We start from the raw sequence: 14,199 nt of genomic DNA, 5'->3' as shown, positions 1-14,199 counted from the left end.
CTCACCCGAACGACTTCACCCTGCCCCGCTCTAGTTCCAGCCGCTTGTTGCAGGTCTTTTTCAGTAGCTCTTCGCTATGGCTGGCAAGGACGATGATGCCGGCTTTCTCAGCGAGTTCGTTCATGCGCTGCTTGGCTTTGACCTGGAAGGCAGCATCGCCCGCGCCGATCCACTCGTCCATCAGGAGGATTTCTGGCTCCATCGTGGTAGCTATCGCGAACGCCAGGCGAGCAGCCATGCCTTGGCTATAGCTCCTGAACGGCATGTCGATGAAGTCGCCGAGCTCTGAGAATTCGATGATCTCCTCGGTTCTGCCGGCGATCTGATCTTCGGTCCAACCATTAATCAAGCCGCGGAGCATAATGTTACGGCGACCAGTGGCTTCCTGCCGGAAGCCGATGCTGATGTTGAACAGAGCGTCCACTTTGCCCCTGATTTCGAGGTTGCCGGCAGTCGGCTCGTAAATGCCGTAGAGAACCTTGAGAAGAGTCGTCTTGCCGGCACCGTTGGCACCGACCAGGCCCAGGCGATCGCCAGCTTCAAGTTCGAAACTGACGCCATCAAGAGCAGTGACAAACCTGTGGCGCCCTGCGCCGGTGATGGTGCCGCCGGTGTGTTTTGACACTCGCGTTGCTCGTGGACGAAGCGTGAGCTTCTCACGAACATGATAAGCGAGCCGAAGATCGTTTGCCTTGATCGAGACCATTAGAGGACTAAAGCAACCTGACGCCGTAGCGAGCCCAAGAGAACGATGGCCAGCACCCAGAAGGCGACACCAACCAAAATGCATGCGCTCAGCGCCAGAACCGGGACCGTGCCATCGACAATCGGCTGGCGTACGGCGTCCAGCAGGTAGGTAAAGGGATTCCAGTTGTAAAGGGCACCGCGGAGTCCTCCCTCGCCGCCATGCACCCAGAAAACCGGTGTAGCGAACATGGCGACGCGCATCAGGTTGGACACGATAAACTGACTATCGGGGAAGAAGACTCCCAGGAAGGCGAACACTACGATCATGGCTGGCGAAACGAACAGCACGATGAGGATGCCGACGAGAGACCATAGCCATACCATGGCCGGCGCTGCCCCCATCAGCAGCAGGATACCGGCGCACCCCAGAACCGCATAAGCTGCACGGATCACGTTCTGCAACGTCAGCCGCATGACATAGACGGAGAGAGGGAGCGTGGTGCCGCTGATGAAACTCTCCTCGCGCTGGAACAGGTTAGCTGCTTGGGTGATGTTGTCGTTGATATACGTCCAGACCAGCAGGCCTACGGCAACGTAGATCGCATAATAAGGATCGACCGGACCGGGATTGAAGACGAAGATGAAGGTGCCGGCGAAGGCAAGGTAGTTGATCAGCAGCCACAATGGCCCCAATGTAGTGCGGCGGTGCTGGTCGAAGATGTCTTCGGTGGCTAGCGTGATCCAGACGCGCCGCTGCACATAGCCGCCGACTATGTCGCTGAGCGCGCTGCTGAGAATCTTGAGCATAGTGGCCCCAGGCGATTTCCGCGCGCTAGTAGCACAGGGCGCCGCGGCGGCCAATTGCATCAATGCCACGACTGGGGATAGCCACAACGCAGCCGGTGAAGCGACCGCCGCTACGCACGCCGTCTGCGCCGACTATGCCGGCTGCAGTTCCGGCTTCACCTCTTCGAGCTCGATTAGCGTCCCATCGAAATCCTTGGGGTGCAGGAACACCACCGGCAGGCCATGGGCGCCGAGCTTCGGCTTTCCGTCGCCGAGGACGCGGGCGCCGGCTTCGACCATAGTGCGGATGGCCGAGGCGATGTCAGGTACTTCGTAGCAGACGTGGTGCATGCCGCCGGAGGGGTTGGCAGCGAGGAATTTGCTGACCGGCGAGTTCTCGCCGAGCGGCGTCATCAGTTCGATCTTGGTATTTTCGAGGTGGACGAAGACGACCGTGACGCCGTGCTCGGGCAGATGATGAGGAGGATGCACGTCGGCGCCGAGCAGGTCGCGGTATTTCGCGGCGGCGGCCGCGAGATCGGGGACGGCGATGGCGACGTGGTTGAGGCGGCCGATCATGCGAGGCACCGAGGCATCGACGCCCCCTCCACCGGCTTCGCCGGTCCCCCTCCCCCGCCCTGCGGGGGAGGATCAAGGCGAGATCGCGAACTCATCGGTTACCCAGCCTCCCCTCGATCTGGTTCAGCACCGAGAACGCGGCTTCCAGCACGTTGGTGCCGGGGCCGAAAATCTCGGCCACGCCGGCCTGGCGCAGGAACGCATAATCCTGCTCGGGGATGACGCCACCGACGATGACGGTTACGTCGCCGAGGCCCCTGCCCCTGAGTTCGCCGATGAGTTCGGGGACCAGGGTCTTGTGGCCGGCGGCGAGGGAGGAGACGCCGACGGCGTCGACCTTCAGTTCGGCGACGTGATCGGCGACCTCGGGGGTGGTTTCGAACAGATCGCCCATATGGACGGTGAAGCCGAGATCGGCAAAGGCGGTGGCGATGACCTTGGCGCCGCGGTCGTGCCCGTCCTGCCCCATCTTGGCGATGAACAGGGCCGGCGGGCGCTTCTCCTTTGCCTCGAAGGCAGCGATCCGTTCGGTCAGTTGGGCGTATTGCGGATCGGCGGCATAGCTTTCGGCATAGACGCCGGAGATGACGCGGGTGACGGCCGAGTGGCGGTTGAACACCTGCTCCAGTGCGGCAGAGATCTCGCCCAGGGTGGCGCGGGTGCGGGCGGCGGCAATGCTGGCGGCGAGCAGGTTGCCGTTGGATTTCGCTACGTTCTGCAGCGACAGCAAAGCTGCCGCCACCGCGTCAGGGTCGCGGCTCCGGCAGATTTCGGCGAGGCGCGCCACCTGTTCGTCGCGCACCTTGTTGTTGTCGATCTCGCGGATGGCGATCGGTGGTTCGTTCTCAAGGCGGTAGCGGTTGACCCCCACGATGACATCCTCGCCGCGATCGACGCGGGCCTGGCGCAAAGCCGCGGCTTTCTCGATCTCGAGTTTCGGCGTGCCGGCCTGCACCGCGGCGGTCATGCCGCCTTCGGCTTCCACCATTGCGATCAGCGCGCCGGCACGTTCCACCAGGTCGGCGGTGAGGCTCTCGATGTAGTAGGAGCCGCCGAGCGGATCGACCACGTCGGTGACGCGGCTTTCATGCTGCAGGATCAGTTGGGTGTTGCGGGCGATGCGGGCGGAGAATTCCGTCGGCAGCGCAATGGCTTCGTCGAAGCTGTTGGTGTGGAGGCTCTGGGTACCTCCCAGCACCGCGGCTAGGGCTTCGATGGTGGTGCGGACGATGTTGTTGTGCGGGTCCTGCTCGGTCAGCGACACGCCGGAGGTCTGGCAATGGGTGCGCAGCATCAGCGACTTGGGGTCTTTGGCGCCGAGCTCGGCCATGTAGTTCTGCCATAGGGTGCGAGCGGCGCGGAGCTTCGCCACTTCGAGGAAGAAGTTCATGCCGATGCCGAAGAAGAAGCTCAGCCGGGGCGCGAAGGCATCGATCTCTAGGCCGCGCGCCTGGGCCGAGCGCACATACTCGATGCCGTCGGCGATGGTGTAGGCAAGCTCCTGCACCGCCGTCGCTCCGGCCTCGTGCATGTGATAGCCGGAAATCGAGATCGAGTTGAACTTAGGCATATGCTGGGCGGTGTAGGCGATGATGTCGCCGACGATCCGCATGCTCGGTCCGGGCGGGTAGATATAGGTGTTGCGGACCATGAACTCCTTGAGGATGTCGTTCTGGATGGTGCCGTCGAGCTGGGCTTGTTTGACCCCCTGCTCTTCCGCGGCGACGATGAACATGGCCAGCACCGGCAGCACGGCGCCGTTCATGGTCATCGAGACGCTCATCTGATCGAGCGGGATGCCGTCGAACAGGATCTTCATGTCCTCGACGCTGTCGATGGCGACGCCGGCCTTGCCGACATCGCCGGTGACGCGGGGGTGGTCACTGTCATAGCCGCGGTGGGTGGCGAGGTCGAAGGCGACGCTCAGGCCCTTCTGTCCGGCGGCAAGGTTCCGGCGATAGAAATCATTGCTTTCGCGAGCCGTGGAGAAGCCGGCATATTGGCGGATGGTCCATGGGCGGTTGGCGTACATGGTGGCGCGGACGCCCCGGGTGTACGGGGCGGCGCCGGGAAGCCCCGGGTCGGAGGTGGCGTCCTCGGGGAAGTAGGCGGGGCGGATCGGCAGGTCGCCATAGTCGCGATTCAGCGACTCCACCGGGGTATCGCGCAGGTCTTTCTGGGCGAGCTTTGACCAGTCGGCGAAGGTGGGTTTGCCGGGCATCTGCTACTTCCCCTCACCCGTCTCGCTTCGCTCGCCACCCTCTCCCTCAAGGGGAGAGGGAAGGAAGGGGCCCGATCTCACTACGGCTCCCCTCTCCCCTTGAGGGAGAGGGTGGCGCGAAGCGCCGGGTGAGGGGACGTTTCCCATCATACCGCCTCGAACTCCAGAATCACCTCGTCCACCGCCAGCACGCTGCCGGGCTTGACGCGGACCTTGCTGATCCGGGCGCGCTTTTCGGCCTTCAGCACGTTCTCCATCTTCATCGCCTCGACGATGGCGAGGGTCTGGCCGCCCTCGACGATATCGCCCTCGGCGACGTCGATGCGTACGATCTGGCCGGGCATCGGGCAGAGCAGGAATTTCGAAAGATCCGGCGGGATCTTGACCGGCATCAGCGGCATCAGGTCGGCGACATCAGGCAGCAGCACCTTGGCGACGAGATCGGCGCCACGCCAGCGCAGGCGGAAGCCGCCGGTGACGCGGTCGAGCTTGACGTGATGCAGGCGCCCGTCGACGCGGGCGATGCAGAGGCTGTTGCCGGGCTTCCAGCCGCTTTCGACCAAGAGCTTCCGGCCGTCGGGCGCGGTGAGCCAATACTCGATGCCATCGGCCCGCACCGAAAAATCCCAGCGCCGATCGCCGATGATCACCGCACGAGGTTCGGGCGTCGTCGGGTAGAGCCGCTTGTCGAGGGCGAAAGCCGAGCAGCAGGCGAGCGCCGCCAGATGCGTCAGTGATTCCGCATCCGGCGCTACGCCATTAAAACCGCTTGGGAATTCCTCGGCGATGTAACCCGTGGTGAGGCGGCCGGACCGGAACCGCTCCTGCCCCATCACCGCCGAGAGGAACGGGATGTTGTTGCCGACACCCTCGAGTTCGAACTCGTCGAGCGCCACTTCCATGGCATCGATCGCCGCGATACGGGTCGGCGCCCAGGTGCAGAGCTTGGCGATCATCGGATCGTAGAAGGTGGAGATCTCGCCGCCTTCGGCGACACCGGTATCGTTGCGCACCACGAGCTCGGCGCCGGCCTCCTCGGCAGGTGGGCCGTAGCGGGTGAGCCGGCCGGTCGAGGGCAGGAAGTTGCGGAACGGGTCCTCGGCGTAGATGCGGCTCTCGATGGCCCAGCCGCTGAGCGGCACCTCGGCCTGGGTGAGTGGCAGCTTCTCGCCGGCGGCAGCCAGGAACATCAGCTCGACCAGGTCGAGACCGGTGATCAGCTCGGTCACCGGGTGCTCGACCTGCAGACGGGTGTTCATCTCGAGGAAGTAGAAGTTGCGATCCTTGTCGACGATGAACTCGACGGTGCCGGCCGAGGTGTAGCCCACCGCCTTGGCGAGGGCGACGGATTGCTCGCCCATGGCCTTGCGGGTTGCGGCATCGAGGAACGGCGACGGCGCCTCCTCGATGACCTTCTGGTTGCGGCGCTGGATCGAGCACTCGCGCTCATTGAGCCAGAGCACGTTGCCGTGCTGGTCGCCGATCAGCTGGATTTCGATGTGGCGCGGCTCGGTGACGAATTTCTCGATGAAGATGCGATCGTCGCCGAAGCTGGAGGCGGCCTCGGACTTCGAACGCTCGAAGCCCTCCCGGGCTTCGGCGTCGGTGTGGGCAATGCGCATGCCCTTGCCACCGCCGCCGGCCGAGGCCTTGATCATCACCGGGTAGCCGATGGAGCGCGAGATGGTCACCGCCTCGTCGGCATCGGCGATGAGGCCCATGTGACCGGGCACGGTGGAGACGCCGGCCGCGGCAGCGAGCTTCTTCGACGTGATCTTGTCGCCCATGGCCTCGATGGCTTTGACGGGCGGACCGACGAAGATGATGCCAGCCTTTTCCAGCGCCGCAGGGAAGGCCGGATTCTCCGAGAGAAAGCCATAGCCGGGGTGCACGGCTTCGGCGCGGGTCTCTTGGCAGGCGGCGACGATCCTGTCGATCGAGAGGTAAGAGTCGCGGGCGGCCGAGCCACCGATATGCACGGCTTCGTCGGCGAGCTTCACATGCACGGCATCGCGATCGGCATCGGAATAGACGGCAATGGTGCGGATACCCATGCGCCTCGCGGTGCGGATAACGCGACAGGCAATCTCGCCGCGATTGGCGATGAGGAGGGAGGAGAACATTCAGGGGGTGCCCATATCGGGGTATGAGTTCGGGGCTTCCCCCCTCCCAACCTCCCCCGCAAGGGGGGAGGTGCCGATCGAGTTTGTGGCTGGGTCTGTACCAAGTCCACCGGCGGGCACCCTCCCCCTTGCGGGGAGGGTTGGGGAGGGGGACGCCGCGCGCTGGTTGGTTCGGCGTGTCACGAGGATGTCGGAGATGACTGTGTAAACGCCTTCGGGGTTGGTCATGACGTCGTCATTGGTGAGCCGCAGGACATGGAAGCCACGGCCCCGGAGGTAGTCGTCGCGAACGGCGTCGTTGGAGCGTGCGACATCACCGCCGTGGGTCTCTCCATCCAGTTCGATAGCCAGACCAGCATGCAAGCAGGCGAAGTCGACGTAGTACGTACCGATCTGAATCTGCTTGCGGAAGTGATAGCCGCCAGCGCGAAATGGATGGAGCAAACGCCACAAGCGACGCTCGGGAGCGGTCGAGTTGTGACGCAGTTTCCTGGCGAGTTCTATGCTCATCGGCGAGACATCGAGCTTGCGGCTCCCCCCACCCTTGATCCCTCCCCGCAACGGGGGAGGGAGACGCTAGGGGCGCGGCCGGTGGGCTGCACCGGCGCCCTCACAGCGGAATGTTCCCGTGCTTCTTCAGCGGCACAGTCTGCTTCTTGTTCCTCAGCGTTTCGAACGCCCGTGCCACCCGCCGCCTCGTGCCGTGCGGCATGATCACGTCGTCGATGAAGCCGCGCTCGGCCGCGACGAAGGGGTTGGCAAACCTTGCTTCGTAGTCGGCGGTGCGCTTGGCGATCTTGTCCTTGTCGCCCAATTCGGAGCGGTAGAGGATTTCCGTTGCGCCCTTGGCGCCCATGACGGCGATTTCGGCGGTGGGCCAGGCGTAGTTGACGTCGGCCCGGATGTGCTTGCTTGCCATCACGTCATAGGCGCCGCCATAGGCCTTGCGGGTGATCACGGTGACCTTGGGAACGGTGGCCTCAGCGTAAGCGAACAGCAGCTTGGCGCCATGCTTGATGATGCCGCCATATTCCTGGGCGACGCCGGGGAGGAAGCCGGGGACATCGACCAGCGTCAGGATGGGGATCGAGAAGGCGTCGCAGAAGCGGATGAAGCGCGCCGCCTTCTTCGAGGAGTTGATGTCGAGGCAGCCGGCAAGCACCAGCGGCTGGTTGGCGACGACGCCAACAGTGGAGCCGTTGAGGCGGACGAAGCCGACGAGGATATTGCCGGCATGATCCTTCTGGATCTCGAGGAAATCGCCCTCATCGGCGATTTTGAGGATCACCTCGCGCATGTCGTAGGGCTTGTTGGCGCTGTCGGGGATCAGCGTATCGAGGCTGAGTTCGGCGCGATCGATGCTGTCATTGACGGCGACGACCGGCGGCTTGTCGGCGGCGTTCAGCGGCAGGAAGTCGAACAGGCGGCGGACTTCGAGCAGGGTCTCGATGTCGTTGTCGAACGCGGCGTCGGCGACGGAACTGACCTTGGTATGGGTCGAGGCGCCGCCGAGTTCCTCGTGGGTGACGATCTCGGAGGTGACGGTTTTCACCACGTCCGGGCCGGTGACGTACATATAGGAGGTGTCCTTCACCATGTAGATGAAGTCGGTCATGGCTGGGGAATAGACCGCGCCGCCGGCAGTGGGGCCCATGACCACCGAAATCTGCGGGATGGCGCCCGAGGCCTGGACGTTACGCCAGAACACCTCGGCATAGCCGCCGAGCGCCGCGACGCCCTCCTGGATGCGGGCGCCGCCGGAATCGTTGAGGCCGATCACGGGAGCGCCGTTCTGCACGGCGAGATCCATGATCTTGCAGATCTTCTGAGCGTGGGTCTCGCTGAGCGAACCGCCGAACACCGTAAAGTCCTGGCTGAACACGTAGGTGAGGCGGCCGTTGATGGTACCCCAGCCGGTGACCACGCCGTCGCCTGGGACGATGTTCTCGTCCATGCCGAAATCCACCGCGCGGTGGGTGACGAACATGTCGTATTCCTCGAACGACCCCGGATCGAGCAGCACTTCAAGGCGCTCGCGGGCGGTGAGCTTGCCCTTTGCATGCTGCGCATCGATGCGCTTCTGGCCACCGCCGAGACGGGCGGCGCTGCGCCGCTGATCGAGTGCGGCGATGATCTTTTGCATGGAGTCCCCTGGCCTTGGCTTGTCGGCAACATACACCTTCGTCCACGCGGTGAGAGACAGGAATGTGCGGACCTGCTAATTCTGCAAAGTTGCAAACTGCAAAATTGCGAACTTGCGAATGGCCGACCGAAAGATCTTCGCCGGGGCCCGGGTGCGGGCGGCGCGCACCAAGGCCGGGCTGACACAGCGCGAGCTGGCGCGGCGGCTCGAGATCTCAGTGTCCTATCTCAACCAGATCGAGAACAACCAGCGGCCGCTGACGGCCTCGCTGATGCTGACGCTGGCCGAGAATTTTGGGCTGGATCTTGCGGAGCTGACCTCGGAGGGGGCCGATCGAGTGCTGGCCGATCTGCGTGAGGCGATGGCCGATCCCCTCTTCGGCGAGGCAGCGCCAGGGCTGATCGAGCTCAAGTCGGTGGCGGCGAGCGCGCCCGATACGGCACGGGCGATGCTGCGGCTCTACGAGGCCTATCGCAAGGCGAACGAGCGACTGATGGGGGCGGATGCGGCGATGGTCGGCGGGCCGGGGCTGCAGACCAGCTACGAGGAAGTGCGTGACTTCTTCCACTACGCCAACAACTACATCGATCCGCTTGATCTGGCTGCCGAGACCCTTGCGGCGAGCATCGGTCTCGCCCTGCACGGGCGGCTCGAGCGGCTGGCGAGCTACCTGACGGCGCGGCATCGGATCTCCGTGCTGTTCGAGGAGCCGAACGCGCCGGACCAAATGCGACGGTACGAACGGGCGAGCCGCACGATCGTCCTCAACGGGCGACTGGCGCCGGCGACGCAGTATTTTCAGCTTGGCGTGCAGCTGGCACTGATCGAACAGGCGGAACTGATCGACGGGATCGTCGGCCGGGCCGAGTTCAAGACCCGGCAGGCAGCCGATATCTGCCGGCTGGGGCTCGCCAACTATTTCGCCGGGGCGCTGCAGATGCCCTATGGCGCATTTCTCGCAGCGGCGGATCGGACCGGTTACGACGTCGAAGAACTGGCGTTCGAGTTCGGCGCATCGATGGAGCAGGTCGGACACCGGCTCTCGACCATGCAACGGCCGAAGGCGCGTGGAGTGCCGTTCTTCTTTGCGCGGGTGGACGCAGCCGGGACCATCACCAAGCGGCACTCGGCGACGCCGCTGCAGTTTCCGCGTTTCGGCGGCGCCTGTCCGCTGTGGAACGTGCACCGGGTATTCGGCGAGCATAGTGGGCGGATCGCGCGGCAGCTGGCGGAGACGCCGGATGGCAACCGCTACCTCTGCCTCGCCTGGTCGGAGGAAAAACACACCGGCGGGTTTCGCGGGCCGGTGCGGCGCTATGCCTATGCGCTCGGCTGCGAGATAGCGCATGCGGGCAAGCTCACTTACGCGGCCGACCTCGACCTCGGGCGGGGCTTTGAGCCGATCGGCATCAGTTGCCGGATCTGTCCGCGCACCAACTGCATCCAGCGTTCGGTGCCACCGATGGATGCGCGACTGGAGATCGATGTCGACCGACGCGAGGTGGTGCCGTACCGGTTGGGGTGAGGCGCGTGGGCGCCACGGAACAGATCAAAGAGAACCCGCGCCGGAGCGCGGGTTCCACACTTGCACCTGCCGGTGCTTCGATCAGGCGCCGCTGCCCGACACCAGCGAGGTGATGCGGCGAACGGTGACGCGGCGGTTGGCGCGTTCGGCGCCGTCGGTCTCGACCTTGAGGTAGCGCTCGCCATAACCCTGCGTGGTGAGGTTCTCCGGCGGGACGTCGTAGAACTCGCTGAGGAGGTCCGCGATGGTGCCGGCGCGCTCGTCGGACAGCACCAGATTGGACTCATCCGAGCCGACAGCGTCGGTGTGGCCCTCGATGAGGAAGGTCTCACCCGGGTTGCGGTCGAGTATCTCCTTCATCGCCTCGGCGACCTTGCCGAGAGAACCCACCTGGTCGCGGCCGAGTTGGGCCGACCCGGTGTCGAAGGTCAGGTCGCCGATTTCAACGCGACGAACGGTGTCGCGGATACGGGCTGAACGCTTCACTTCATCGACGGTGTAAACCCGCGCGGCTTTCTCCAGCGGCGGCTCGCTGAGGAAGCGCTCGATATCGTCTTCGTCCGAGCGCTCGCTGTAGAGCACGTAATCGTCCACCGGGATCGGCAGGTAGAACGGCGGCAGCTCGTCGCCCGGATCGCGCCAGTCGTCGTTGCGGCGATCGTCGGGCGAGAAGACCAGGATGACGCGGGTGCCGTCGGGCAGCACCTTCACGCGACGGATGATCTCGCCATAGCGGTTCCATACCGTCACGACGCGGGTGCCGTCCGGCCGGATAACCGTCTGGCGGTAGCGGCCGTTATCGAGCTCTTCGTAATAGACCTCGTCGTCGCCGCGGCCGATGCGGTCGCGATCCTTGTAGGGCGTGAAGATGTTGATGTTGATGCCGATATTGATGATCAGCTTGTCACCATCCTTCTTGGCCTCCTGAGCTGCAGGCGGAGCCTCGGGAGCCGGAAGCTGCTCGACGCGCTTGCCTTCTGTGGCTACCGCAGCCTCGACTTCCTCGGCCGGCGGGGGAGCCTGGGTCTGAGCTTCGGCATCGGTGGCAGGCGGCGGGGCCTGAGCGGCAGGCGGTTCGGCCGGAGCCGGTTCTTCTGCGCCGGCGTCCACGGCGTCCTTGGCGCTATCGAGCACCGGCGCTGTCGGAGCGTCCGGGTTTTCCTGATCGGGCACGACCTCGAGCGGTTGGCCCGACTGGTCCACTGCCGGAGTTTCACCTGGCTGCGCCGGCTCGGCCGGAGCTGCCGGTTCGGCAGGAGCCGCAGGAGCGCCGCCCATCAGGGCAAGACACTCGTCGAGTGACTGGATGCCCAGGCGGTTACACTCGGCAAGAAAGGCAGCCTCGGCCGTTGCCTTTGCATTGGCGTCGCCGCCCGAGCTGGCCGACACGTAGGCCTCGAACGCGGCGATCAGGGCCGGATCACTTGCGGGGGACGGCTGTTCGGCTGGAGCAGGTTGCTCCGCCGGCTGCTCGGCCGGCGCGGGTTCGGCCGGCTGCTCGGCGGCAGGCGGCTGTGCAGCTGGCGCGGCAGGCTGCTCGGCCGGCGCTGCGGGCTCTTCGGCCGGAGGCGGCGCCGGCTCTTCGGCCGGAGCTGGTTCGTCGGCAGGTGCGGCGGGCTCCTCGGCAGGTGCGGCCGGCTCCTCGGCAGGTGGCGCGGGCTCCTCGGCAGGTGCGGCCGGTTCCTCGGTGGGTGGAGCAGGCTCCTCAGGAGGTGGCGCAGGCTCTTCAGCCGGCGGGGCGGGCTCTTCCGCGGGCGCGGCAGGTTGTTCGACGGTCGCGGCGCCGGTCGCGATAGCGATGCATTGTTGCAGGTCGGGGGCGCCGATGCGCTGGCACTCGGCGAGGAAAGCGGCCTCGGCGGCGGCTTTTGCATCGGCGTCGTCGCCACTCTGGGCTTCGACATAGGCGTTGTAGGCCGCTGTCAGCCCCGCATCCTGCCCCAGGGCAGTGAGGGGGAGCAGCGAGAGCATGCAAAGGCTCGTGGTGGTAAGCAATAAGCGCTTGAGCTGCATGGATTTTTCTCCGTTCTTCTTGTGATGCAACAGCCAACCCGCCCTGAACTGGCGCTGGATCGGAACGGGTGCGACCACGATTTGTTCCGGATACGGAGGTAATTGTCGGACCAGTGGCGGCATTGCGTGGGTTGGCGGGGTCGCGTAAACCGCTCGCCGCCAGCACAAGAGCCCGAGACCATGCGCGACAGCCTTATCGGCACCCTGCCCCCTGCCCTCGTCGAAGACGCCGTTCGCCGCGCCCTTGCCGAAGACCTCGGACTTGCCGGCGATCTGACCTCGCAGGCAACGATCCCGGTTGGCTCAGTGGCAACGGCAACGCTGACGGCCCGCGAGCCGGGCGTGATCGCCGGGTTGCCGCTGGCGCTCGAGGTGTTCCGGCAACTGGGGAACGCCGTGTCGTTCGATCCGCAGGTGGCGGACGGCGCCAATGTGAACAAGGGCGACATCGTCGCGGTGGTGGCCGGCGATGCGCGGCAACTGCTGGCCGGGGAGCGGACGGCGCTCAATTTCCTGAATCATCTCAGTGGCATCGCCGCACATACGCATAAATTCGTAGAAGCGGTCGCCGGCACCACTGCCCGCATCTGCGATACCCGCAAGACCACCCCGGGGCTTCGGGCGTTCGAGAAATACGCCGTCCGTTGTGGCGGCGGCGCCAACCATCGCTATGCGCTCGGTGACGCCATCCTGATCAAGGACAACCACATTGCGGTGGCTGGCGGAGCGGCCAAGGCGTTTATCGCGGCCCGCGCCGCGGCAGGACACCTGGTGGCGATCGAGATCGAGGTGACGACACTCGATGAACTCAGCGATGTGCTGGAGGCGGGCGCAACGATCGTCATGCTCGACAACATGGACAACAGCCTGTTGCGCGCCGCAGTGAAGCTGAACGCGGGACGCGCGCGGCTCGAAGCGTCAGGCGGTGTGACGCTCGAGCGGGTGCGCGGCATTGCCGAGACCGGAGTGGACTTCATTTCGTCGAGCCAGATCACCATGGGCGCCAGGCCGCTCGACCTCGGACTGGATGTCGAAATCCGATGACCCTGCCACTGGCCGAACTGATGAATCGCGCCGCCATGGCAGCGTCGGACGTGATCCTCGAGGTCTACCATCGCCAGGTGGTGGCAATGGAAAAGGCCGATGGGTCTCCGGTGACGGAAGCCGACCAGCGCGCCGAGGCGATCATCCTCGAGTATCTGGCCGAGACCGGCCTGCCGGTGCTGGCCGAGGAAAGCGTCGCTGCAGGACGTATCCCGGAGCTCGGGGCGCGCTACTTCGTCGTCGACCCGCTGGATGGCACCAAGGAGTTCCTGAAGCGCAATGGCGAGTTCACCGTCAACATCGCCTATTGTGAGGATGGGCATCCGGTGAGCGGGGTGGTGCTGGCGCCGGCGAGTGGCGAAATTTACTGGGGCGGACCGGATGGCGCGTTCGCTGGACGCTTGGCCGGCGACGCCATAGAGAGCGTGGAGCCGCTGCAGGTGGCCGAGGCCGAGCATCCGTTGCGCATCGTCGCCAGCCGCTCGCATGGGCACGCCGCGCTGGCCGAACTCTGCGACACCCTCGAGGTAGCGCAAGACGTGTCGGTCGGCTCGTCGCTGAAGTTCTGCCTGCTCGCCAAGGGCGACGCGCAGCTTTACCCGCGGTTTACCCCAACTTCGGAATGGGACACCGCGGCGGGTCAGGCAGTGCTGCAGGCGGCAGGTGGTGTGGTACTGGGAATGGACGGGTTGCCGCTCACCTGCGGACACCGGGACGATAAGTTCCTCAACGCCTGGTTCGTGGCCGCAGCCAGCCAGAAACTGGCCTTGCGAGCCCTTGCCGAAATGCTGCGGTTCGTCGACGCCTGACGGAAACCGTTAGTATTCAAACGGTTGGCCATGAAGAAAATGCATGGCAGCCCCTCCCCAGCCCTTGTTGCGCTTTTTTCCGGCTCCATATATAGGCCCGGCATATGCTGGTTCGATATATACCAGCCGGATAGGAAGCCAATGAACGTCAGAACCATCTGCCTTGCCATCCTCTATGATGGCGACGCGACTGGATATGAGATCCGAAAGCTCTCCGTTGAAGGGGAGTATTCGTATTTCATCGACGCCAGCTATGGGGCGATCTATCC

General features: G+C 64.8%; 11 protein-coding genes. 3 read left to right on the top strand and 8 right to left on the bottom strand.

Features of this window, described 5'->3' with window-relative positions; all coding sequences use genetic code 11:
* Position 1 precedes the first annotated feature (1 nt).
* The 7 genes from VGV07_RS14520 to VGV07_RS14490 form a co-directional block, all read right to left on the bottom strand.
* Positions 2 to 706: an ABC transporter ATP-binding protein gene (locus VGV07_RS14520; protein WP_326869431.1), complete on the bottom strand. Its 705-nt coding sequence runs from the start codon at positions 704 to 706 to the stop codon at positions 2 to 4.
* Positions 706 to 1,494 carry an ABC transporter permease gene (locus tag VGV07_RS14515; RefSeq protein ID WP_326869430.1) on the bottom strand — a complete coding sequence of 263 codons (789 nt, stop codon included), beginning with the start codon at positions 1,492 to 1,494 and terminating at the stop codon, positions 706 to 708. Before VGV07_RS14515 ends, VGV07_RS14520 begins: the two co-directional genes overlap by 1 nt.
* Positions 1,495 to 1,626: 132 nt before the next feature.
* Complete coding sequence (gene mce / locus VGV07_RS14510) at positions 1,627 to 2,052, bottom strand: methylmalonyl-CoA epimerase (RefSeq protein ID WP_326869429.1); 426 nt, start codon at positions 2,050 to 2,052, stop codon at positions 1,627 to 1,629.
* A 91-nt stretch (positions 2,053 to 2,143) separates the two neighbouring features.
* On the bottom strand, positions 2,144 to 4,273 hold the full coding sequence (scpA, locus tag VGV07_RS14505) for a methylmalonyl-CoA mutase (protein WP_326869428.1): 2,130 nt from the start codon (positions 4,271 to 4,273) through the stop codon (positions 2,144 to 2,146).
* Positions 4,274 to 4,419: 146 nt separating this feature from the next.
* Positions 4,420 to 6,396: an acetyl/propionyl/methylcrotonyl-CoA carboxylase subunit alpha gene (locus VGV07_RS14500; protein WP_326869427.1), complete on the bottom strand. Its 1,977-nt coding sequence runs from the start codon at positions 6,394 to 6,396 to the stop codon at positions 4,420 to 4,422.
* Positions 6,397 to 6,906, bottom strand: coding sequence for an endonuclease domain-containing protein (locus tag VGV07_RS14495; protein WP_326869426.1), 510 nt, complete (start codon positions 6,904 to 6,906; stop codon positions 6,397 to 6,399). It abuts the gene before it with no gap.
* A gap of 100 nt (positions 6,907 to 7,006) precedes the next feature.
* The gene (locus VGV07_RS14490) at positions 7,007 to 8,539 is read right to left on the bottom strand and encodes an acyl-CoA carboxylase subunit beta (RefSeq protein WP_326869425.1); all 1,533 of its coding nucleotides are present in this window, start codon (positions 8,537 to 8,539) and stop codon (positions 7,007 to 7,009) included.
* A gap of 118 nt (positions 8,540 to 8,657) precedes the next feature.
* On the opposite strand from VGV07_RS14490, the gene VGV07_RS14485 reads away from it, so the two are divergent.
* A complete protein-coding gene (locus VGV07_RS14485; protein ID WP_326869424.1) occupies positions 8,658 to 10,064 on the top strand; it encodes a helix-turn-helix domain-containing protein in 1,407 nt (468 codons plus the stop codon).
* 81 nt (positions 10,065 to 10,145) lie between these two features.
* Here VGV07_RS14485 and VGV07_RS14480 read toward each other — a convergent pair whose 3' ends face one another.
* A complete protein-coding gene (locus VGV07_RS14480) occupies positions 10,146 to 12,035 on the bottom strand; it encodes an OmpA family protein (RefSeq protein WP_326869423.1) in 1,890 nt (629 codons plus the stop codon).
* Positions 12,036 to 12,257: 222 nt separating this feature from the next.
* Here VGV07_RS14480 and nadC point away from each other — a divergent pair, with 222 nt between their 5' ends.
* Both nadC and cysQ read left to right on the top strand, forming a co-directional pair.
* Complete coding sequence (gene nadC, locus VGV07_RS14475; protein WP_326869422.1) at positions 12,258 to 13,121, top strand: carboxylating nicotinate-nucleotide diphosphorylase; 864 nt, start codon at positions 12,258 to 12,260, stop codon at positions 13,119 to 13,121.
* The gene (cysQ, locus tag VGV07_RS14470) at positions 13,118 to 13,930 is read left to right on the top strand and encodes a 3'(2'),5'-bisphosphate nucleotidase CysQ (RefSeq protein ID WP_326869421.1); all 813 of its coding nucleotides are present in this window, start codon (positions 13,118 to 13,120) and stop codon (positions 13,928 to 13,930) included. The genes nadC and cysQ overlap by 4 nt, the downstream gene beginning before the upstream one ends.
* Positions 13,931 to 14,199 lie beyond the last annotated feature (269 nt).

It is taken from the genome of Devosia sp. (assembly GCF_035944845.1).
Lineage (GTDB): Bacteria > Pseudomonadota > Alphaproteobacteria > Rhizobiales > Devosiaceae > Devosia_A.
The sequence above is the reverse complement of the archived record's forward strand: the minus strand, read 5'-3'. Positions and strand labels throughout refer to the sequence as shown.

Bases quoted from the DNA above. Each gene is read 5' to 3' on its own strand.
- VGV07_RS14520 (WP_326869431.1), bottom strand. From the start codon at position 706: ATGGTCTCGATCAAGGCAAACGATCTTCGGCTCGCTTATCATGTTCGT.
- VGV07_RS14515 (WP_326869430.1), bottom strand. From the start codon at position 1,494: ATGCTCAAGATTCTCAGCAGCGCGCTCAGCGACATAGTCGGCGGCTAT.
- mce (WP_326869429.1), bottom strand. From the start codon at position 2,052: ATGATCGGCCGCCTCAACCACGTCGCCATCGCCGTCCCCGATCTCGCG.
- scpA (WP_326869428.1), bottom strand. From the start codon at position 4,273: ATGCCCGGCAAACCCACCTTCGCCGACTGGTCAAAGCTCGCCCAGAAA.
- VGV07_RS14500 (WP_326869427.1), bottom strand. From the start codon at position 6,396: ATGTTCTCCTCCCTCCTCATCGCCAATCGCGGCGAGATTGCCTGTCGC.
- VGV07_RS14495 (WP_326869426.1), bottom strand. From the start codon at position 6,906: ATGAGCATAGAACTCGCCAGGAAACTGCGTCACAACTCGACCGCTCCC.
- VGV07_RS14490 (WP_326869425.1), bottom strand. From the start codon at position 8,539: ATGCAAAAGATCATCGCCGCACTCGATCAGCGGCGCAGCGCCGCCCGT.
- VGV07_RS14485 (WP_326869424.1), top strand. From the start codon at position 8,658: ATGGCCGACCGAAAGATCTTCGCCGGGGCCCGGGTGCGGGCGGCGCGC.
- VGV07_RS14480 (WP_326869423.1), bottom strand. From the start codon at position 12,035: ATGCTCTCGCTGCTCCCCCTCACTGCCCTGGGGCAGGATGCGGGGCTG.
- nadC (WP_326869422.1), top strand. From the start codon at position 12,258: ATGCGCGACAGCCTTATCGGCACCCTGCCCCCTGCCCTCGTCGAAGAC.
- cysQ (WP_326869421.1), top strand. From the start codon at position 13,118: ATGACCCTGCCACTGGCCGAACTGATGAATCGCGCCGCCATGGCAGCG.